General features: G+C 28.5%; 19 protein-coding genes. 8 read left to right on the plus strand and 11 right to left on the minus strand.

Translation table 11 applies throughout. From position 1 onward, the window contains the following. Window positions 1–147 precede the first annotated feature (147 nt). From KQ44_RS02680 to KQ44_RS02700, 5 genes are all read left to right on the plus strand, one after another. The gene (locus KQ44_RS02680) at window positions 148–1,338 is read left to right on the plus strand and encodes an acetate kinase (RefSeq protein ID WP_096736130.1); all 1,191 of its coding nucleotides are present in this window, start codon (window positions 148–150) and stop codon (window positions 1,336–1,338) included. Between the two features lie 80 nt (window positions 1,339–1,418). After that, window positions 1,419–1,832, plus strand: a complete 414-nt coding sequence (locus tag KQ44_RS02685) for an HI0074 family nucleotidyltransferase substrate-binding subunit (protein ID WP_096736131.1) — start codon at window positions 1,419–1,421, stop codon at window positions 1,830–1,832. Further along, window positions 1,829–2,131: a nucleotidyltransferase domain-containing protein gene (locus tag KQ44_RS02690; RefSeq protein WP_096736132.1), complete on the plus strand. Its 303-nt coding sequence runs from the start codon at window positions 1,829–1,831 to the stop codon at window positions 2,129–2,131. Before KQ44_RS02685 ends, KQ44_RS02690 begins: the two co-directional genes overlap by 4 nt. Before the next feature lie 79 nt (window positions 2,132–2,210). Further along, complete coding sequence (locus KQ44_RS02695; protein WP_096736133.1) at window positions 2,211–3,827, plus strand: peptide ABC transporter substrate-binding protein; 1,617 nt, start codon at window positions 2,211–2,213, stop codon at window positions 3,825–3,827. A 64-nt stretch (window positions 3,828–3,891) separates the two neighbouring features. Next, on the plus strand, window positions 3,892–4,653 hold the full coding sequence (locus KQ44_RS02700) for a DUF4253 domain-containing protein (RefSeq protein ID WP_096736134.1): 762 nt from the start codon (window positions 3,892–3,894) through the stop codon (window positions 4,651–4,653). A 496-nt stretch (window positions 4,654–5,149) separates the two neighbouring features. On the opposite strand, the gene KQ44_RS02705 is transcribed toward KQ44_RS02700, so the two are convergent. Beyond that, window positions 5,150–5,818 (minus strand): PAS domain-containing protein, encoded by a 669-nt coding sequence (locus tag KQ44_RS02705; RefSeq protein ID WP_096736135.1) that lies wholly within the window; start codon window positions 5,816–5,818, stop codon window positions 5,150–5,152. A gap of 184 nt (window positions 5,819–6,002) precedes the next feature. Here KQ44_RS02705 and KQ44_RS02710 point away from each other — a divergent pair, with 184 nt between their 5' ends. Together KQ44_RS02710 and KQ44_RS02715 are read left to right on the plus strand one after the other, a co-directional pair. Further along, window positions 6,003–7,202 (plus strand): MalY/PatB family protein, encoded by a 1,200-nt coding sequence (locus tag KQ44_RS02710; RefSeq protein ID WP_096736136.1) that lies wholly within the window; start codon window positions 6,003–6,005, stop codon window positions 7,200–7,202. A gap of 17 nt (window positions 7,203–7,219) precedes the next feature. After that, on the plus strand, window positions 7,220–8,455 hold the full coding sequence (locus KQ44_RS02715; protein WP_096736137.1) for a dicarboxylate/amino acid:cation symporter: 1,236 nt from the start codon (window positions 7,220–7,222) through the stop codon (window positions 8,453–8,455). Between the two features lie 122 nt (window positions 8,456–8,577). Here KQ44_RS02715 and KQ44_RS02720 read toward each other — a convergent pair whose 3' ends face one another. The 10 genes from KQ44_RS02720 to KQ44_RS02765 form a co-directional block, all read right to left on the minus strand. Further along, the gene (locus KQ44_RS02720) at window positions 8,578–9,009 is read right to left on the minus strand and encodes a PepSY-like domain-containing protein (RefSeq protein WP_096736138.1); all 432 of its coding nucleotides are present in this window, start codon (window positions 9,007–9,009) and stop codon (window positions 8,578–8,580) included. Window positions 9,010–9,142: 133 nt separating this feature from the next. After that, a complete protein-coding gene (locus KQ44_RS02725; RefSeq protein WP_096737774.1) occupies window positions 9,143–10,153 on the minus strand; it encodes an RluA family pseudouridine synthase in 1,011 nt (336 codons plus the stop codon). Between the two features lie 92 nt (window positions 10,154–10,245). After that, window positions 10,246–11,532, minus strand: a complete 1,287-nt coding sequence (locus tag KQ44_RS02730) for a glucose-1-phosphate adenylyltransferase (RefSeq protein WP_013112794.1) — start codon at window positions 11,530–11,532, stop codon at window positions 10,246–10,248. 77 nt (window positions 11,533–11,609) lie between these two features. After that, window positions 11,610–12,395 carry a Cof-type HAD-IIB family hydrolase gene (locus KQ44_RS02735; RefSeq protein ID WP_096736139.1) on the minus strand — a complete coding sequence of 262 codons (786 nt, stop codon included), beginning with the start codon at window positions 12,393–12,395 and terminating at the stop codon, window positions 11,610–11,612. Between the two features lie 24 nt (window positions 12,396–12,419). Next, window positions 12,420–13,217: a Cof-type HAD-IIB family hydrolase gene (locus tag KQ44_RS02740; protein ID WP_096736140.1), complete on the minus strand. Its 798-nt coding sequence runs from the start codon at window positions 13,215–13,217 to the stop codon at window positions 12,420–12,422. Between the two features lie 192 nt (window positions 13,218–13,409). After that, window positions 13,410–13,934 (minus strand): DJ-1/PfpI family protein, encoded by a 525-nt coding sequence (locus KQ44_RS02745; protein WP_096736141.1) that lies wholly within the window; start codon window positions 13,932–13,934, stop codon window positions 13,410–13,412. A gap of 35 nt (window positions 13,935–13,969) precedes the next feature. After that, window positions 13,970–15,463: a glycogen synthase GlgA gene (glgA, locus tag KQ44_RS02750; RefSeq protein ID WP_096736142.1), complete on the minus strand. Its 1,494-nt coding sequence runs from the start codon at window positions 15,461–15,463 to the stop codon at window positions 13,970–13,972. A gap of 177 nt (window positions 15,464–15,640) precedes the next feature. Further along, window positions 15,641–16,105: a transcription elongation factor GreA gene (greA, locus tag KQ44_RS02755; RefSeq protein ID WP_020005730.1), complete on the minus strand. Its 465-nt coding sequence runs from the start codon at window positions 16,103–16,105 to the stop codon at window positions 15,641–15,643. 72 nt (window positions 16,106–16,177) lie between these two features. Beyond that, window positions 16,178–17,665 carry a glycoside hydrolase family 32 protein gene (locus KQ44_RS02760; RefSeq protein WP_096736143.1) on the minus strand — a complete coding sequence of 496 codons (1,488 nt, stop codon included), beginning with the start codon at window positions 17,663–17,665 and terminating at the stop codon, window positions 16,178–16,180. Between the two features lie 142 nt (window positions 17,666–17,807). Further along, entirely contained in the window at window positions 17,808–19,232 is a 1,425-nt protein-coding gene (locus tag KQ44_RS02765; protein WP_096736144.1) for a PTS transporter subunit EIIC, read from the minus strand. 170 nt (window positions 19,233–19,402) lie between these two features. On the opposite strand from KQ44_RS02765, the gene KQ44_RS02770 reads away from it, so the two are divergent. Further along, window positions 19,403–20,401: a LacI family DNA-binding transcriptional regulator gene (locus KQ44_RS02770; RefSeq protein ID WP_096736145.1), complete on the plus strand. Its 999-nt coding sequence runs from the start codon at window positions 19,403–19,405 to the stop codon at window positions 20,399–20,401. Window positions 20,402–20,442: the final 41 nt, after the last annotated feature.

Consider the following 20,442-nt stretch of genomic DNA (forward strand, 5'->3'; position numbering starts at 1 on the left):
ATTTATGCAAATGTTTTAAGTCTTTTTTATATTTTATATGTATTATATGAATTATCAAATTATAATAAAATAAAAATTCATTGATAAATATATATATTATGTTATAATAAGTCAAATTATAATTATTAAAAACTATGGAGTCATTATATGAACGTATTGGTAATTAATTCAGGCAGTTCCAGCATTAAATATCAATTATTTGCTATGCCTGAAGCAAAAGTTTTAGCTAAGGGTCTTTTAGAAAAGATAGGCGAAGAGACAAGTGCATTAAAACACACAGCTGTAGAAAAAGGCAAAGAAAAAAAATTAGAACAAAGAGTTGCTGACCATAAAGCAGGTATGTCTTTGATTTTCTCTCTTCTCACAGATAAAGAAGTTGGTGTTATATCTGATATGAGCGAAATATCAGGTGTAGGTCATAGAGTTGTACATGGAGGAGAATCATTCAGCAAAAGTACTTTAATTACAGATGAAGCTATCAAAGCTATAGAAGCATGCTGTGATATAGCACCTTTACATAATCCAGCTGGTTTGCAGGGTATAGCTGCTTGTCAGGAAATATTAAAAGATGTAAAAATGGTTGCTGTTTTTGATACCAGTTTCCATCAAACAATACCAGAATATGCTTATATGTATGCTGTTCCTCATGAATGGTATGATAAATATAAAATACGCCGTTATGGTTTCCATGGTACTTCACACAGATATGTTTACGGAGAGTTCTGCAAAGCTGAAAATAAGCCTAATGCTAATGTTATAGTTTGCCATTTAGGTAATGGTGCTAGTGTAACTGCTGTAAAAAACGGAGAGTCAGTAGATACAAGTATGGGTTTAACTCCATTAGAAGGTTTAGTAATGGGTACTAGATCTGGAGATATGGATCCTGCTGTTGCTACTTTTGTTATGGCTAAAGAAAATTTAGCTCCAAAAGAAATGGATAATATTTTAAATAAAAAAAGTGGGCTTTTAGGAGTTTCTGGAGTAAGCAATGATATGAGAAACTTGGAAGAGGCTTCTAAAACTAATCATAAAGCTGAACTTGCTATACAAATGTTCTGCTACAGAGTAAAAAAATACATAGGTGCTTATATGGCTGCTCTTGGTCATGTTGATGGTATTGTATTTACAGGCGGTATAGGTGAAAATAGTTTTTCTATTAGAGGAAGAATACTTGAAGGTTTAGATGAACTTGGTATTAAATGTGATGCTGATAAAAACTCTAAAGCTAGAGGATGTGCTAGTTTTGAAAAAGACGGTGCTCCTATTAAACTTTATGTTATAGCTACTGATGAAGAAAAAGCTATAGCTATAGATACTTATAATATAGCATTGAAATAATTTTTATATATAAATAATAAATATTAAAATTGATAGGGTATCTTTTATTATGAAAGATGCCCTATTTTTAAGGTTTTTTTATGATATTAAATTTGGATACTCTGAAAAAATCCATAATCGCATTAGAAAAATCAATCAATGTATATGATAGAATTAAAACAGATGATGAAGATTTAATGCTTACGATAAGATCTGGAGTAATACAAAACTTTGAAATAGCTTTTGAACAAAGTTGGAAATTTATACAAAGATGGCTTAATGAGAATATAAATCCAGACATAACTAGCGGAATAACTAAAAAAGAATTATTCAGATTAGCAGCTAAACATTTACTTATAGATGATGTTGAAAAGTGGATAAGATTTAAAGATGCTAGAAATTCTACTTCTCATATCTATTCAAATGAAGTTTCTCTGGAAGTAATTAATGAAGTAGTAGCATTTTTACCCTATGCCAAATATCTTTTGAAACGTTTAGAGGAAAATAATGAATGATTAACCTAACTGAAAATGAAATTCAAATTATAAAAGATATTCTAAAAAAACATATAAAAAATGGAAAAGTATATTTATTTGGTTCAAGAGTAAAAGGTACAAATAAAAAATTTTCAGATATTGATATAGTTATAGATATTAATACTAAATTATCATTAAATGATATGTCAAGAATAAAAGATGATTTTGAAGAAAGTGATTTAATTTATGTTGCTGATATTATCGATTATAATACTTTAGATGATAGTTTTAAGAGCATTATAGATGATGAAAAAGTATTAATATATAAAACTGTCTAAAATTAAAATATTTTAATTAGTTAATCATATTTTTTTTCGATATTAAAAAATAATAATTTAAAGTTAGGGATATGATTTTATGAAAAAGAATATATTAATCACTATTTTTTTATTTATAATAATTTGTTTTTTGATATCTTGTTCTAAAGAGCCTAAAAATATTTTAAATGAAATAACAGTTTCTGTAGGTCCAGAACCTCAAACAATAGACCCTACTATAAACTCAGCAGTAGATGCTATGATATATACAACACATTTATTTGAAAATCTTACTATTAAAGATGAAAATGGAAATATAATACCTGGTGCTGCTGAAAGCTGGGTATCGTCTAATAATAACACAATATATATTTTTAATATTAGAAGCAATGCAAAATGGTGTGATGGAATGGACGTAATAGCAGATGATTTTGTTTATGCTTGGAAGAGAATAGTTGACCCTAAAAATGGAGCATCATATTCCATACTTTTAGATGTTATAAAAAATGCAAGCGATATTATGATGGGGAATAAAGATAAAGATACATTGTCAGTTAAGGCATTAGATGATAAAACTTTATATGTAGAACTTGAATATCCTGTGCCTTATTTTCCAGAGATGGTATCTCACACTGCATATACTCCCTTGCGTGAGGATATTGTCAGTCAAGATGAAGACGGCTGGACTTTAAAAACTGATACTATGGTTGGAAACGGAGCTTTTCAGATTGTACGATGGGATCATAATTCAAGGTTAGTTGTACGCAAAAATACTGATTATTGGAATTATAAAGAGATTAAGCCTGATATAATAAATTTTGAGTTTATAGATAATGATAATACAGCAATGTCAGCAATTTTAAACGGAGAGATATCTTTTTATCATAATACTCCAATTAGTGATAGAGCAAAACTTATTGAAGAGGGAATTGCTAGGGTGGTTCCTAATGTATCACTTTATTTTTATGAGGTTAATCACACAAAAGCTCCTTTTAATGATGAGAGAGTTAGAAAGGCTGTTTCTTTAGCTATAGACAGAGACTATATAGTAAATAATATAATGAATGCTGGAGAGAAACCTGCAGCCGCTATAGTACCTTATAATATAAAAGATGTTTACGGTACTAATGATTTTAGATATCAAAAAGACGGATATTTTTCTGTTAATAGCGAAGACTATCAGAAAAATGTTGAAGAGGCTAAGGCTTTGCTTGCAGAGGCTGGATATCCTAATGGGGAAGGTTTTCCAGTATTTGAATTTTTAACTAATCCTGGATTTCATGTAACTATTGCAGAAAGTATACAGTCTATGCTTAAAGATGCACTTAATATAGATATGGTAATAAGACAGGAAGAATGGGCGGTACTGCTTCAGACTAGAAGAGATGGAAATTTTGATATGGCAAGACAAGGCTGGATAGGAGGATATAACAGTCCTCAGGCATTTTTATCTTTGGTAAAAACAGGTTATGTTCTTAACGAGGGAAGATATAGTAATCCTGAATTTGACAAGGCTTTATATGATGCTGCATTTTCTCAAAGTGATTTAGAGAGAAGTGAATATCTACATAAAGCTGAAACTATAGCTATGGACGATATGGCTATTATACCTATATTTTATTATTCAGGTACTGTTATGCAAAGTAAAAATCTTAATGATGTGATTTATGATATATTTGGAATATATAATTTTAGTAGAGCATATATATCAGAGTAAATTATATTATGATTTTTTACAATTATATGGTGTTTTTATATAAAAAGTATAATGGAGAATACATATGAATGAAGATATTAAATTTATAACCGATTTTCTCAAATGTGATTATGAGATACTTGAGGGCGGATTTGAAGATGACACTAGGATAATGAATTGGTATAAAGAAAATCTTGAAAAAGGAAAAAAAGAAGGATATATACCTTTAATTATAATACCAAGTGATATGCTTACTGAGTCAATAGAGTGTTTTTTGGAAGATAATAACTGCGATATAAAAGATTCAAGAAAGTTAATAAATGAATACATAGAAAAGTCAAAAGATATAGATTATAAAAAATATTTAAATCAGAATATAGAAGATATTTATGAGGATAAAGAATATATTGAAGAAATAAAAAAATCATTCAATGCTCCTGTAGAAGTAGGCTTTGAAGTATTTGATAGTTTTTGTTCATATTATGATTATGAAACTAAAAGTACTGTTGATTTGATATTAGCAAAAATTCCTACTCTTAATCCTTATGAATTGGCATGCTATATCCCTATGGGAGGATTTAATGACTGTCCTAACCCTGAAACACAGACTGCTATTTTTAAATATTGGTATGAAAAATATAATGCTTATCCTGCAGTAGTTGGATATGATACTTGGGAGCTTTTTGCACAAAAAATTCCTAATACAGAAGAAGAGGCTAGAGAGCTTGCTATAGAACATTATTATTTTTGTTTGGATAGAGTTGATCAATATGGCGAAAATTATGATCATGGCAAATTAGCAGGCACATTATTAAAATCAAATGTTTGGTATTTTTGGTGGGATTAATATTCATTATAATTTTTTAAACATATTAATGTATATATTAGAACAGTTGCAATTTTGTATTTTTATACATCTAATATTAAGAATATATACTATTATTTTTATTTATAATGATTTTTATATATTATTTTTGTTTTAAATGTAATATAATATTATATAAATAACTATAAAAATGCCGTCTTTTTAGTTCTTTGGTCACACCGAAGGCGGACAGCGTCACAAAATAACTTGGATTTGTGGCAAAGCCCCAATTATTAAAATTATAAATACTATTTTTAATTATTATATAATAATACATATCTATATACATATACAAAATTGCGGCAGGTATATTTTGTAAGTTTTTAAATTATATATTTAAGCTTTTAAAATTCAGTTTTTTCAATGACATAGTTTATATGTTTGTATAGTTTTGTATTCTTAAAAGATTAAAACATAGATATAATTCACTAAATTAAAAACAGTATGAATAAGTTTTAAAACAAGTACGAATATATTTTTATGTATATTTTCTTATATTTGAATAAACTGTATGAACTGAAATATGAAGTTTTTCAGCTAATGCTTCAACAGAACCTTTTAATTGAAAAAATCCTATTTTATGAAGTTTTAATATAATCTGTTTATTTTTTTCCTGATTTGGTATTGACATATCCAGTATTATATCATTAATATTTTTATTAAGTATAGATTTTATCATATCGTCAATATTAGAACTATAATTTTCAGAATGAGTATGTTCTTCACTATCATTTTTATTTATAGAAAATTCTTTCATAAAATCTATGAGGCTTACTTCCATATTTATATTGATGCATAATAAACCGATTAATTTGTCTTTATTTTTTATAGGTATTGTAACAGATTTGCATCTATCTCCGTTTGGAAATTTTGATTCATAAGATTCTAAAAATTTTTTATCTTTATGCACTGAGTTTATAAGCTCTAAAGCCAAATCAGTTATAGGTGCCCCTACATCTCTTGAAGAATTATGCCCGTTTTCTATAAATAAAACAGCATGTTCATAATTATCTAATGAATGAACCAAAACTTCACAATATGTTCCGAATATATTTGCTATTCCTTTTACAGCATTTTCATATGATTGTATTATAGCCCTATCTGTATCATCTAATATTACAGAACCAGACTTAGTATAATTATCCATAAAATTACCCCATTAATTATTATTAAATGTATTATATCTTATAATTTTATAAAAAACAAATATGATATATATTTTTATGATAAAAAATAAAAATAATATATAAACTATCAAATTTTATTGACAGTATAAACTATTTGTATATACTATATTATATATCTTTATATATTAAATTAAGGAATATTTTATGACAATAGAAGAATTTAACAGCAAATATTTAGTAAACAGGGAGGGTACAAACTCTCAAAAATGGGACACAATAAAAGACAGGAGATTTAAAGTAGGCGGACTTATACCTATGTGGGTGGCAGATATGGAATTCAAAGCTCCTGATGAAGTAATAGATGCTTTAAACAAAAGAGTAAGCCATGGAGTCTTTGGATATACTGTTTTGTGGGACAGTTATTTTGAATCATTTTTTAATTGGCAGAAAAAAAGATATAATATAGACTTAAAAGAAGAATGGATAAATTTTTCAACTGGGCTTGTAACAGCATTATATTGGCTTGTTAATGCATATACAAATAAGGGTGACAGTGTTGTAATACTTACACCTGTTTATTATCCTTTTCATAATGCAGTTAAAGATAATGAAAGAAATTTGATTAAATGCGAGTTAAAAAATGATAATGGAGTATTTTCTATAGATTTTGAAAAGTTAGAAGATGATATAGTAAAAAATAATGTAAAATTAATGATATTCTGCAATCCTCATAATCCAGCTGGAAGGGTATGGACTGATGAAGAAATAGATAAAACTTTTGATATATGTAAAAGACATAATGTATATATTGTTTCTGATGAAATTCACCAAGATATAAATTTGGGATATCGTCCTTTTATTTCAGCACTTTCTATAAAGAATAAAGATAAATATTTGGACAGATTAGTTGTTTTAACTTCACCTTCAAAAACATTTAATTTGGCATGTCTTCTAAACTCTCATATAGTTATACCAGACGAAAAAATGAGAGAAAAATATAATAAATATGTTAATACTGTAAATAGAACAGAATTAAGTTTGCTTGGTATGGTAGCAGCAGAAGCAGCTTACAGATACGGAGAAGATTGGGTTGACGGACTTTTAAAAACAATAAGACGCAATTATGAATATATAAGAGATGAATTAAAAACAAAAGTTCCAGAAATAATAACCAGTCCTTTAGAAGGTACTTATTTGCCTTTTATAGATTTAAGAAAAGTTGTTAATCCAGAGAGAGTAAAAGAGTTTATACAAGATGACTGTAAAATAGCTATAGATTTTGGAGAATGGTTTTCTGATAATTGTAAAGGATTTATAAGGGTTAATGTTGCAACCGATTTTAAATATATAGAGGAGTTTGTAAATAAAGTATCTTCACAATTAAAAAATAAAAATTATAAATAAAAAATAGGAGGCATAATATGAAAAGTTCTTTCTGGAAAAATTACAGATTTCCTATACTTTTAGTTTCTGGGGTAGTAATTGGAAGTATATTAGGTATAATATTGAAAGAAAAAGCTGCTGTATTAAAACCTTTTGGGGATATTTTTATTAATATACTTTTCACAGTAGTTGTTCCTTTAATATTTTTATCTATTACCAACTCTATTATTCAAATGGATGATATGAAAAGATTAGGAAAAATAGTAGCTTCAATGTTTGTAGTGTTTATTATTACTGGGCTTATTGCAGCAACTATAATGATCATTACAGTAAGAGTATTTAATCCAGCTGAAGGCTTTCAAATACCTATAACTCAGGTAGAAGAGCCTAACCCACCTAAAGTATCAGAACAGTTGGTAAAAATGATAACAGTTACAGATTTTAAAGATTTGCTTTCTATAAGCAATATGCTTCCTCTTATAGTATTTTCTCTATTCTTTGGTTTTTCTATAAAGCTAGTAGGAGAAAAAGCTAAACCTCTTGTTGCTGTTATTGACGGTGCTACATTGGCATTGATGAAATTGGTAAGTATTATAATGTATTATGCTCCTATAGGTTTGGGTGCTTATTTTGCTAATTTAGTAGGTAAATTCGGACCAGAATTGATAGGTACTTATGCCAGAGCATGTGCTGTTTATTATCCTGCTGCATTTTTATATTTTATTATTTTCTTTCCTATATACGGTTATATTGCTGCTGGAAAATACGGCGTAAAATCTATGAAGTATTTGATAACTCCTATGATAACATCATTATCAACACAAAGTTCTATTGCTACACTTCCTATCAACTTGGAAGCATCTGAAAAAATAGGAATAAGTGAAGATGTTAGAAATATAGTTTTACCTATAGGGGCAACTGCTCATATGGACGGAACTTGTTTGAGTGGAATATTAAAAATAGCTTTTCTTTATGGTGTATTTGGAATGAATTTCACAGGTATTGAAGTTTGGCTTGGTTCTATAGTATTTGTAGTACTAGCAGGTATGGCTAATGGTGCAATACCTGGCGGAGGACTTATCAGCGAAATGTTAATAGTTTCTATATACGGTTTTCCTCCAGAGGCTTTCCCTCTAATAGCTACTATTGGTATACTAGTTGACCCTCCTGCTACTATGGTTAATTCTGTTGGTGATAATGTGGCTGGTATGTTAGTTTCAAGAATAGTTGAAGGAAAAGATTGGTTTAAACATGCTATTAAAAACTCTAATTAAGAAATAAATATTTATTTTTTGATGCTAATATAATATAAAAAGTTATTAAAAAAGCGGCTTAGATTAATTAATCTATTGGCCGCTTTATTTTTTACTAAATATTAATCATTAATAACTTAAAATTAGTCATCAAATTTTTGTCCCATAATCTGACCATTACCTGTTACCATAATTTCCATCATATTGTTTAATTTTATTTTGTAGTTTCCCCATTCTTTTTCAGCATCTATTATAGCAGCCTGAGGATAAGCATTTTTTACAGCCTGTACAACAGCAGGAGGAAAAGCAGCATCTGGTATAGGAGCATATTCACTGTCTATATTTTCCCAATCACCGTTTCCTAAAAAGTCTATTGATACTCCATTTGATAATTTAACATCAAATTTTCTTCCGTCTCTTTCTACTTTCCATATCTGAACTCCAGGAAATACTCTCTGTATAAATGATGTAGCATTTGCTGGTAAAGCAGAAGGTGGAACTACCCAATCATCAGCAAAAAGACTTGAAGCTGATAATACCATTAATGATAAAAATAAAATAGATAATTTTTTCATGAGTTACTCTCCTTTTAATTTGTTATTTATTGTTTGTAAATTATCTTTACAATTATAAGTATATCATTTTTTAGATAATTGTCAAGTTTATTTACAATTATTTTACTATTTTTTTACATAAATTTTATTTTTGTTATATATTTTTTATTTTTTTTATAAACTCTCTTAAATCCTTTGCTAAAGGAGCTTTTACTTTTATTAATTTATCAGTAATAGGGTGATTAAATTCCAAACTATAAGCATGCAAAGCCTGTCTATAAAAAAATCCTTCAGGTATAATATTTTTTTCTATAAAATCATCAAAGACTTTAGGTCCGTATTTGCCGTATATTTTATCTCCAACCATATAAAGATTTTTTGAGTAAAGATGAACTCTAATTTGATGCATTCTTCCAGTATATAATCTAGCCATAACAACAGCATAATCATCAAAACGTTTAATAGTTTTGAATGCTGTTTTTGAATATTTTGAACCTTCTATACTTTCTTTATGCAAAGTTTGAAAACGTCTGTAATATTTATGTCCGCTTTCAAGCATATATCCCTCTACTATAAAATTATCTTCAATATTTTTTGCATTTTCCACTATTGCAATATAAGTTTTCTTTATTCTCTTTTTTATATTTTTTCTTCTTGCAATCATAGCACAAAATTTAGATGCAGTTTCATGTCCTCTTGACATAACAACACATCCGCTAGTTTCTCTGTCTATTCTATTTAGCATGTTTATATTGCAATTAAGCATTTGTTTAACAATAGTATGAAGTGTATTATGATAATATTTACCAGAAGGTATAACAGGAAGATTGGCAGGTTTATTTGCTATAATCAAATCTCCGTCATCATATATAATACCTACATTTTTATCAACTTCAGGTTCTTTCATTCCTATAATGTGATACTCTATTTCATCACCTTTATTTACAGTTCTAGTGTATTTTACTTTTATTCCGTTTAAAAGCACCAAACCTTGTCCTATCAAATCCTGCCATTTATTTCTTGAATAATAAGAAAATCTATCTCCCATATATTTATCTAATCTTATATTCTCATCAATATTTTCTTCTATGCGGCATTTTCTTATAACAGATTTTTGGTATATATCTTCTGTGTTTAAATGCAATTTATTTTTAGCTTTTTTCATATTATTTATTATACTAAAAAAATAATATTCTGTCAAAACATTATAAAAAGGGGCAGAAGTTAGAATTAACCCTGCCCACAACAAACAAACTTTTATATTATTGTACCGCTTTTCACTATTGTATTTTTTGGAAGTATTACTATACCGTCTCTTATACAGTAAAACTCACTGTCCTGATGCTGTATTTTCTTTTTATTAGTAATAACAACATCATTTCCTATTCTAACATTTTTATCTATTATAACATTTTTAAGAGTGCATTTTTTACCTATTCCTATTTTAGGAATATGTTTTACATTAAGTCTTTCAATATCATCATTATCTTCATAGTAGTCACTTCCCATCATAACGACTCTCTCTAAAGTAGATCCGCTTTGTACAACAGAACGCACACCTATTACAGATTCTTTAATAGTGGCGTTTTCTATTCGGCATCCGTCAGCTATTATACTTGAAGTTATGCTTGCTTTCTCAACTTTTGAAGGTGATAAGTATCTCACATGAGTATATATAGGGGCATTTTCATCATAGAAATCAAAAGGCGGATTTTTACTTCCAAAAGATATATTAGCCTCAAAATATGCTTTGATAGTTCCTACATCTTCCCAATATCCTTGGAATGCATAGCTGTATACTTTATATCTTTTGATAGCTTCAGGTATTATATCTTTACCGAAATCTATCATAGATACATCTGCCAAAAGCTCTTTAAGTACGCTGTGCCTGAATACATAAATACCCATAGAAGCCAAATATTCTTTATTAGGATCTTCTATATTAAACATTTTCTTTTGCTCTTCGCTTAATTTTAAAGCATTAAGAGTATCGTCTTCTTTAGGCTTTTCATGGAAATTTGTAATTTGACCTCTTTTATTAACAAGCATGACACCAAAACCTTTGGCATCTTCTCTTACTACTGGAACAGTACCTACTACTATATCAGCACCAGTTTCCAACATATGCTGAAGCATAACATTATAATTCATACGGTATACTTGGTCTCCTGAAAGTATAACAACATTATTAACATATTCTTTATCAAAGTGAGAAAGATTTTTTCTAACAGCATCGGCAGTACCTTGATACCAGTCTATATTAGTATCAGTCTGCTCAGCTGCAAGTATACTTACATGACCTCCAGAAAAGTTATCAAATCTATAAGCATTGTATATGTGATTGTTTAAAGAAGCACTATTAAATTGAGTAATTACATAAATATTTCTAAATCCGCTGTTAATACAGTTGGATACTGGTATGTCTATCATTCTGTATTGACCGCCCAAAGATACAGCAGGTTTTGAACGTGCTTTTACTAATGGATAAAGTCTTGTTCCCCTTCCTCCGCCAAGTATCAAGGCAACAGTATTAAATGCTCTCATAAAAAACTCCAATATTTGTTTTGTACTAAAAATTCATATATTATAAGTATAGTAAAAAAAATATAACTTTTCAAGAACTATAATACATTAAAACGTTTTAAGGCATTATAAATACCGTCGTTATCAACATCATCAGTAATATAGTCAGCCGCTAATTTTACTTCTTTATTTGCATTACCCATAGCTACTCCTATAGCAGAATGCTCTATCATAGTAACATCGTTTCCGCCATCTCCGAAAGACATAGTTTCGGATATATCTATTTTATAATGTTCTATCATTTTATCTATTCCTATATGTTTTCCGCCGCCTTTAGTATTTACATCAGTAAAGGCTGGATGCCATCTGCTTGATTCGCAGTTTTTAAATATGTTTTTCATAAGTTCTTTTTCTTTTTTTTCATCTACAAACAGATTTATCTGCAGAATATCATCTATATTTTGTTCTAAAAACTCATAATAATTGTCTACTCTAGGTATTGGAAGGTTTATTGATTTTGAAACTTCTTCCACTTCTTTAGTAACATAATTAATAAATATTCCGTTATTTGTCATAATAGAGCAGGGGAAGTTTTCTTTATTTTTAAGATAGTCTATTAAAGAATAAATTTCTTCTCTTGCTATAGAATGTCTGTAAATAGATTTTTCTCCTATATAGCAGTCAAAACCATTTGCTGTTATATATCCGTCAAATTCTAAATTATCCAAATTATTTATATGCTTTTTTATTCTTCCAGTTGCTATAAATAGCTTTATTCCTTTATCTCTTAATTGCTTAATAGCCTCTTTTGAAGAATCCGAAACTTTGTGAGTATTAAAACTAACTAAAGTACCGTCTATGTCAAAAAATACTGCTTTTATCATAATAAAAAATCCTTAATTATATAACTAATCTATCAAATTAAAATGCTTAAGTGCTTTATATACCCCTTCATCGTCAACACTTTCTGTAATATAGTTAGCTGCTTCTTTTACATTATCATTAGCATTGCCCATAGCAACTCCTATAGCAGCATGTTTAATCATTCCTAAATCATTACCTCCGTCTCCAAAAGCCATTGTTTCAGATAAGTCTATTTTATAATGTTCTATAATCTTATCTATTCCTATATCTTTTCCTCCACCTTTAGGATTAACATCAGCAAATGAAAAATGCCATCTGCTTGATATGCTGTTTTTTAGTATGTTTTCCATTAAATATTTCTCTTTATTCTCATCTACAAATATATTAAGCTGAACAATTTCTTCATAATTATTTTTTATATAATCATTAAAATCTATAGTATCTGGAACTTTTACATTAGCCATGCCATAGAGCATATTTATAACATCATCAGTATAATTGAGAAATATGTTATCGGTTGTTATAATAGTACAAGGAAATTCATCTTTATCAAGATAGTTCATCAAAGAAAATAAATCATCTTTATTTATTGAAACTTTATATATTTCTTTCATACTGTCATTATCTTTAATAATACAGCTGCATCCGTTAAGTAATATATATCCGTCAAACTCTAAATCTTCTAAATTATCTATTTGAAATAAAGCTCTGCCGCTTGCTATAAAAACTTTTATACCTTTTTCTCTAAGTTCTCTAATAGCTTTCTTAGATAATTCAGATATTTTGTGTGTATTAAAACTAACTAAAGTACCGTCTATATCAAAAAATACTGCTTTTATCATTGTAATAACCCATTATATTATTTTTTCGAGAAATATTATAATACAAGAGAAAAAGTTTTTCAAATATTTTTTAGGAATAAAATATATTAAATTTATTTAATAATTATTTTTTAATTATTAAAAATAAAATTGATTATAAAATAAAAGACCTAAATAATTTTAGGCCTTTTATAAAAAATGACAGAATATTATTTAAGATAAACTGTTTAATACTCCAACAACAGCATTGGCAAAATCTTTAGAAGATGTAGGACCATTTGCAGTAACTATATTTCCAGATACAACAACATTTTCAGACATTATATTAGCATTACCATGTCTTACATGCGATTCATCAGCAGATAGACAGGTAACATTAATTCCCTCTAGTATTTTAGCATTAGCCATAATAACAACACCGCTTCCTATGCCTGCGACTATCTTTTGATTATCCAAAAATAATTTAGCAAGCCCCTGAGTACGCCAATCGTCCCATAAAGTAATACAGCCTATACCGCCTATAAATACAACAGCATCAAATTCTACAGCATCAACCTCACTAAATAGTAAATCTATATTGGTCATACCGCCTAATTTACCCTGAGCAGTACCTATAAATGTAGATGATACTTTTGTTTTATATCCTGCATTTTCAAAAATTTTCTTGCTTTCAAAATATTCTTCATCTTGAAAATTCTGACCAGACATTACATATAAAATATTATTAGTTTTTTCCATTAATTGATTTCTCCAGTTATTATTAATATAATTTTTTATAATCCGCAATTTTTATCATAGTTATTTTTATTTAAAATAGCAAGTTCATATGCTTTAACATATTCTTTAGCACTTTTTTCCCAAGAGTTATCTATTTTCATTCCTCTTTGCTGCATTTCATTAAATCTGTCTCTATGATCATAATAAACACTTACAGCCCAGCCTATAGTATTATATAATGCTGATGGGGTAGAATCATAGAATTTAAAACCAGTACCTTCACCAGTTTGCTCATTGTAATTTTCAACTGTATCTTCAAGTCCTCCAGTAGCATGTACAATAGGTAAAGTACCATATCTTAAAGAATACATTTGATTAAGTCCACAAGGCTCAAATAAAGAAGGCATTACAAACAAATCGCATCCTGCTTCTATTAAGTGAGATAATTCATTACTGTATCCTATATAAGAGCCAACTCTTCCAGGATATCTTTTAGGTAAATCACCAAAGAAACCTTCTAATCCCTTATCTCCAGTACCTAGTATGCAGAATTGAACTTTCATATTATTAATTAATGGGTCTATTATAGAAGCTATAAAATGGTATCCTTTTTGATCAACAAATCTTCCAATAGCACCTATTAATACAACACCATCATCTTCTTCAAGAAGGAATCTTTTTTGAAGTTCCTTTTTGCATATTTTTTTACCTTCCATTTTATCAGCAGAATAATTAGCAGGTATAAATTTATCTTTTTCAGGAGACCAAACATTTTCATCAATACCGTTAAGTATTCCAAAGAAACTTGTAGTTTTATTTTGCAAATAAGGTGCCATACCATGTCCGCCATAAGGAGAAGAAATTTCTTTAGCATAAGTAGGACTTACTGTTGTAACTACATCTGCAAAGAATATACCGCCTTTAAGGAAATTGATGTTGCCATGATCTTCAAAAGTGTCTGGACTAAAATTGTTCCAGCCCAAACCTAAATAGTCATAAGTTGTATTTGCACTGTATATACCTTGATAATTTGCATTATGTATTGTAAGGAGACTTGCTGCATGTCCTACTGGGTCATTCCAGTGCCAAGTTTTTATATAAGCTGGAATTGCTGCAGTCTGCCAGTCATTAGCATGTACAACATCCACATTAAGCTGCAAATCTTTGCATAACTGTAAAGCTGCTCTTGAGAAAAATCCGAATCTCCAAGCATTATCTTGATAATCATTAAAAGAAGCATCATGATAAAGCCCGTCTCTGCTGAAGAAACTATGATGCTCTATAAAATAAAAATCTATTCCGTCTTTTACTGTCTTAAATACAGAACACCATTCTTCTCCGTTACCCATCCATACTCCCATAGTAGGAAGAACATTTTCTAGGTAGCAATCCTGAAAATTAATATCTCTGTATTTTGGAAGTACTACGCATACTTCTACACCTAATTTTTTGAGATATATTGGTAAAGAACCGACAACATCAGCAAGTCCCCCAGTTTTTATAAATGGGGCAGCTTCAGAAGATGCTATCATAACTTTCATTTTTGACATAATAAACTCCTAAACTTTGGAATATATTTTAAATATATAACTTTATTTAAAAAGTTCAAGTAAAATTATTATTGTTAGAATCTTATTACAGTAAAAGTTTGGTAAAAATAAAAGAATTCTATCAATTTATTAAAAATCAATAGAATTCTTTATAAAAAATAAATGTTTATAATAAAATTATATATTAATTTCTAATATCTCTAAGACTTTATCACCAGCAGGCACTTTTATAGTAACTACATCACCAACTTTTTTTGCCAATAAACCTTTAGCAATAGGAGTTACTATAGTTATTTCATTTTTGCTCATATCTGCTTCTAATTCGCCTACTATTCTGTATTCAAAAACAGCATTTCTGTTTTTATCTTTTACCTTTACTCTTTTGCCGAAAGTTACAGTATTTTTATCTAAAGAAGAAGGGTCTATTATTTCGCATCCTGCTAAATCCCCTTCAAGCTTTGATATCTGAGCATTTAATAATCCTTGTCTTTCTTTTGCAGCATGATACTCAGCATTTTCTTTTAAATCGCCTTTTTCTCTTGCTTCTGCAATAATAGCTGGTAAAGTTTCAAACTCTGCTTTAAGTTCAGCTAGTTTTGCCTTTACTTTGTCATATCCTTCTTTTGTTATTGGTTTTGCCATAATTTAATATCCTTAAATATTATAATAATCTTGATATTATAAACTATTTTTAAATATTTACAAACAAAAAGGTTAATGATTAAACTTAAAACTAGAAAGTTTATATATAATTATATTCATTTCTCCTAGAATTTTAAAAGAATATTCTAAAGGATAATACCTAGTAGTGAATGCTAATTCTCCGTCATTAATAAATAATTCTAAAGATGAAGTGTCTGCCATTATTCTAATATTTTTAAGATTTTCTAAATATGCACTTCTTTTATTTCTGCCTCCGCCTATTGTTTTTCCAGTATCTCCTACAAACTCTAATATAAACTTATTATCTTTATATTTTATGCCTAGACCTTCTGATATAATAATTTCAAAATTTTTTATTTTATCTGTTTTTATATTATCCATTATAACTTCATAAGAATTAATATCATTATTAATTAAATTCTCTGATAATGTATTATTAGACAATTTATTTTCAAATATTTTTTTCTCTCTTAATTTTTCTAAACTCCTATGAGGTTTTTGATACAGTATTCCGTTTTTGAAACTTAATTCTCTTGGTATTGTAAGACAATGCTGCCAGCCGTATTCAACTGTTAAATTTTTATGAATATCTTCTGTGTCTGGAACACTCATCCATCCTATAATAACTCTATTTCCATTTTCATCTAAAAATGTCTGAGGGGCATAAAAGTCAAAACCTCTATCTAGTACGGTAAAATTACTAACTTCAATAGATTCTTTATTTTTATAATCATCATTGATTAGAAAATATCCAGAAAGATATAAGTTTTCATATATGCTTTCAATTTGTTTTACACCTTGAGGACATGTTATTAAAATATCCTGACCGTCTAAATTAAACAAGTCTGGACATTCCCACATATACCCAAAAATATCTTTTGTATGTATGGTGCTTGTATGTGTCCATTTTATTTTATCTTTAGAAGAAAATATAAGTACTTCGCCTATATCATTATTTCTGTCAATGCCGTATTTCCTAGCCCCCTGAACCATATAATAAGAGTCATTTTCTTTCCATACTTTAGGGTCTCTTATATGATTGGTTATATCTTTAGGATAGTCTTTCATTTCCATAAGGCATTCTTTTTCGGAGAAGTTAATACCATCTTCAGAAACTGTAAGCATAGTATTAGCTTCTCTTCCGCTTTCTATATAGTCATGACTGCCTAAAAGTTTTACATTTCCAGTATAATAAATATATAGTTTATCATCTTCTATGAATGCAGAACCTGAATACACGCCATGACAATCGTATTTTTCATCTGGATATATAGAAACTCCAACATATTTATAATTGATTAAATCTTTAGTTTGATAATGTCCCCAAAATTTTAATCCGCCTTCTGTTTCAAATGGAGAATATTGAAAAAATATATTGTATATTCCCTTGAAGTATGATAATCCGTTAGGATCATTAAGCCAGCCTACTGGAGGCATTAGATGAAAATTTAATCTCCATTTATCTTTTATATTTTTTTTTAAGTACTCATTTTCTTTTTGTATTATAGCTTCTTTAAAAATCTTACTGACTAGATTCATTATGGAATTCCTCTTTTATGTTTTTTATCTTTTATCATTTTTAATAAATACTTAATATCATGCATATTTTTTATATGCATGATATTAAGCAGAACAAATAATTTTTATTGGATTTATGTATAAATTATCTATATATCAAAGTCTATTCATCATCTTCCTGCATATACTCTTTAGGTACTCCGAAGAACCAAGTAATAGCAAATGATAAAACTATTGTTAGTATTGCTACAGAAATATAGCCTATTAATTGTTTAGTATCATATATATAAAGCAATATACCTGGTATACCAGTAACACCGTTAGCAGTACCTTGTAGATTTAATAGTCTTACAATCAAACCAGTAATACCAGAGGCAATAGCACCGCATACCATAGGTTTTATACCGTATCTTATATTAATACCAAATATTGCAGGTTCTGTAATACCAAGCCAAGCTGATAAAGTAGCACCGTAACCCATAGCTTTTACACTTTTTCTTCTTGTTTTTAATGTAACAGCAAGACAAGCAGCACCAGCAGCTAAGTTAGCAACACTTAAAAGAGGATTAATAGGGTTTAATGCTGTAGCAGCAAGAAGAGATATTTCTATTAAGTTCATTATATGGTGAACACCAGTAACAACTATAAATATTATCCCAAATCCTATTATCAATCCTCCCAAACCAAAAGGAAGAGATAATGAGAAGTTTATGGCTATTAATATCCATTGTTCTACTGTATGAAATATAGGTCCTATTACAGCCAAAGATAATAATAACATTATAAGCAAAGTTAAAAAAGGAGTAGCCAATATATCTATGATGTTTGGTATTATTTTTCTTAATTTTAATTCTAGTTTTGAACCTATCATACCTGCAATAAGTGCTGGCAGTATACTTCCCTGATATCCGACTATAGGTATAAATCCAAATAACATTATAGGTTTAATACCGCTGTCTGGATTTGCAACTAAATAAGCATTAGGCAAAGCAGGGGAAACAAGCATTAATCCGAGTAAGATACCCAAAATAGGAGATCCTCCAAATACCCTAAATGCAGACCAGCACACTAAAGCAGGCAAAAAAGCAAAAGTGGTTTCTGTTAACACACTCATAAAAGTCATAACAGAAACAGGTATATTAGAAACTTGCAGATTAAATAATCCTAGGAAACTGTCATTAATCAATGCACCTTTAAGCCCCAAAAATAAACCAGTTGCTATCATAGCAGGCATTATAGGTACAAATACATCAGCAAATATACGTATGAATTTTCTGAATTTATTTTTATCATCTGTTTTTTTTACATCTTTATCATCATTTTTTTGAGAGCTAGCAGTAATACCTAATTTTATAACTTCATCATAAACTTTATTAACTACACCAGTACCGAGTATTATTTGATATTGATCTGAATTAAAAAATACTCCCTTTACACCGTCTATTTTTTGTACTTCAGAGTCTTTTATGCTTTCTCTGTCTTTTACTATAAGTCTTAATCTTGTAGCACAGCATTCTGCCGAAATAATATTTTCTCTTTTTACTACTTTTACTATTTCTTCAGCAGTTTTTTTATAATCTATAGCCATAATAAAAACCCCGTTATTATGATTTATATATGTTATCGGTTACATCGATTTTGATTTTAACATTATTTTAGTATTTGTCAAGTCTATATAGATAATAAATTTCAAAATTTGTATTTTAATGTAAAAAGTATATAATATATTATATAATAGTATTTAGAGGTGATAATATAATGAAAAGCGGTAAGGGTTCAAATAAGAAAATTACAATGAAAGATATTGCTGATTTAGCAGGTGTTACAAAAACTACTATATCACGCTATTTTAATGGAGGCTATATGAAAAAAGAAACAAAAGAAAAAATAGCGAAGATAATAAAAAAATATAATTATGAGCCTAATACTTTTGCAAGACTTAATGCAAAACAAAGCCGTATGATAGGGATTATAGTTCCTGCATTAGATTCTATAGTAGGGTCAAGGGTATTAACTGGTCTTGAGAGAACTTTCAGAGAAAAACATTATATGCCTATAATAATGAATACTAATCATCAGTCTGTTTTGGAACTTAAATATATAGAAAAGTTAAAAAGACTTAATGTTGATGGTATAGTTTTGAGTGCTACGGAAATAACAGATGAACATAGAAAATTATTAAAAAAACTTGATATACCAATAGTTATTTACGGTCAGGAGTATAGCGATGGTATTAGCATAGTCAATGATGATTATAATGCAGGAGTTGAAATAGGGGAGTATATAGGAAGAAAAAAACATAAAAACGTAGGATTTATTGCAGTAGACGAAAAAGATGTTGCTATTGGTGTTACAAGGAGAAACGGAGTTTTGGACGGTTTAAAAAATTATAATATAATAGATGTAAGTATAGCTATAGCCGATTTTTCATATGAAAGTGCTATGACGGCAACCGAAGAGCTTTTAAAATTTAAGAAATTAGATGCTATAATATGTTCTACAGATAGGCAGGCACATGGGGTATATAAAGTTATAAAAGAGAGAGGATTAAAAATGCCTGAAGATGTTTCTGTAATATCATTTGGAGGGTATGAAATTGATGAGATTATAGAACCGAGACTTTCTACAATAAAATTTGATTCTCTTAATGCTGGTATATGTGCAGCAAATACATTGATAGATTTGATTAATAAAGTAGAAGTAAAAAATGTTTTGTATATTAATTATGAGTTTATAGAAGGCGAGAGCGTGAGATAAATATTTTTGATAAAATAAAAAATAATTCATATATATAATAT

Source organism: Brachyspira sp. G79, assembly GCF_002379365.1.
Taxonomy (GTDB): domain Bacteria; phylum Spirochaetota; class Brachyspiria; order Brachyspirales; family Brachyspiraceae; genus Brachyspira.

Bases quoted from the DNA above. Each gene is read 5' to 3' on its own strand.
- KQ44_RS02680 (WP_096736130.1), top strand. From the start codon at position 148: ATGAACGTATTGGTAATTAATTCAGGCAGTTCCAGCATTAAATATCAA.
- KQ44_RS02685 (WP_096736131.1), top strand. From the start codon at position 1,419: ATGATATTAAATTTGGATACTCTGAAAAAATCCATAATCGCATTAGAA.
- KQ44_RS02690 (WP_096736132.1), top strand. From the start codon at position 1,829: ATGATTAACCTAACTGAAAATGAAATTCAAATTATAAAAGATATTCTA.
- KQ44_RS02695 (WP_096736133.1), top strand. From the start codon at position 2,211: ATGAAAAAGAATATATTAATCACTATTTTTTTATTTATAATAATTTGT.
- KQ44_RS02700 (WP_096736134.1), top strand. From the start codon at position 3,892: ATGAATGAAGATATTAAATTTATAACCGATTTTCTCAAATGTGATTAT.
- KQ44_RS02705 (WP_096736135.1), bottom strand. From the start codon at position 5,818: ATGGATAATTATACTAAGTCTGGTTCTGTAATATTAGATGATACAGAT.
- KQ44_RS02710 (WP_096736136.1), top strand. From the start codon at position 6,003: ATGACAATAGAAGAATTTAACAGCAAATATTTAGTAAACAGGGAGGGT.
- KQ44_RS02715 (WP_096736137.1), top strand. From the start codon at position 7,220: ATGAAAAGTTCTTTCTGGAAAAATTACAGATTTCCTATACTTTTAGTT.
- KQ44_RS02720 (WP_096736138.1), bottom strand. From the start codon at position 9,009: ATGAAAAAATTATCTATTTTATTTTTATCATTAATGGTATTATCAGCT.
- KQ44_RS02725 (WP_096737774.1), bottom strand. From the start codon at position 10,153: ATGAAAAAAGCTAAAAATAAATTGCATTTAAACACAGAAGATATATAC.
- KQ44_RS02730 (WP_013112794.1), bottom strand. From the start codon at position 11,532: ATGAGAGCATTTAATACTGTTGCCTTGATACTTGGCGGAGGAAGGGGA.
- KQ44_RS02735 (WP_096736139.1), bottom strand. From the start codon at position 12,395: ATGATAAAAGCAGTATTTTTTGACATAGACGGTACTTTAGTTAGTTTT.
- KQ44_RS02740 (WP_096736140.1), bottom strand. From the start codon at position 13,217: ATGATAAAAGCAGTATTTTTTGATATAGACGGTACTTTAGTTAGTTTT.
- KQ44_RS02745 (WP_096736141.1), bottom strand. From the start codon at position 13,934: ATGGAAAAAACTAATAATATTTTATATGTAATGTCTGGTCAGAATTTT.
- glgA (WP_096736142.1), bottom strand. From the start codon at position 15,463: ATGTCAAAAATGAAAGTTATGATAGCATCTTCTGAAGCTGCCCCATTT.
- greA (WP_020005730.1), bottom strand. From the start codon at position 16,105: ATGGCAAAACCAATAACAAAAGAAGGATATGACAAAGTAAAGGCAAAA.
- KQ44_RS02760 (WP_096736143.1), bottom strand. From the start codon at position 17,665: ATGAATCTAGTCAGTAAGATTTTTAAAGAAGCTATAATACAAAAAGAA.
- KQ44_RS02765 (WP_096736144.1), bottom strand. From the start codon at position 19,232: ATGGCTATAGATTATAAAAAAACTGCTGAAGAAATAGTAAAAGTAGTA.
- KQ44_RS02770 (WP_096736145.1), top strand. From the start codon at position 19,403: ATGAAAAGCGGTAAGGGTTCAAATAAGAAAATTACAATGAAAGATATT.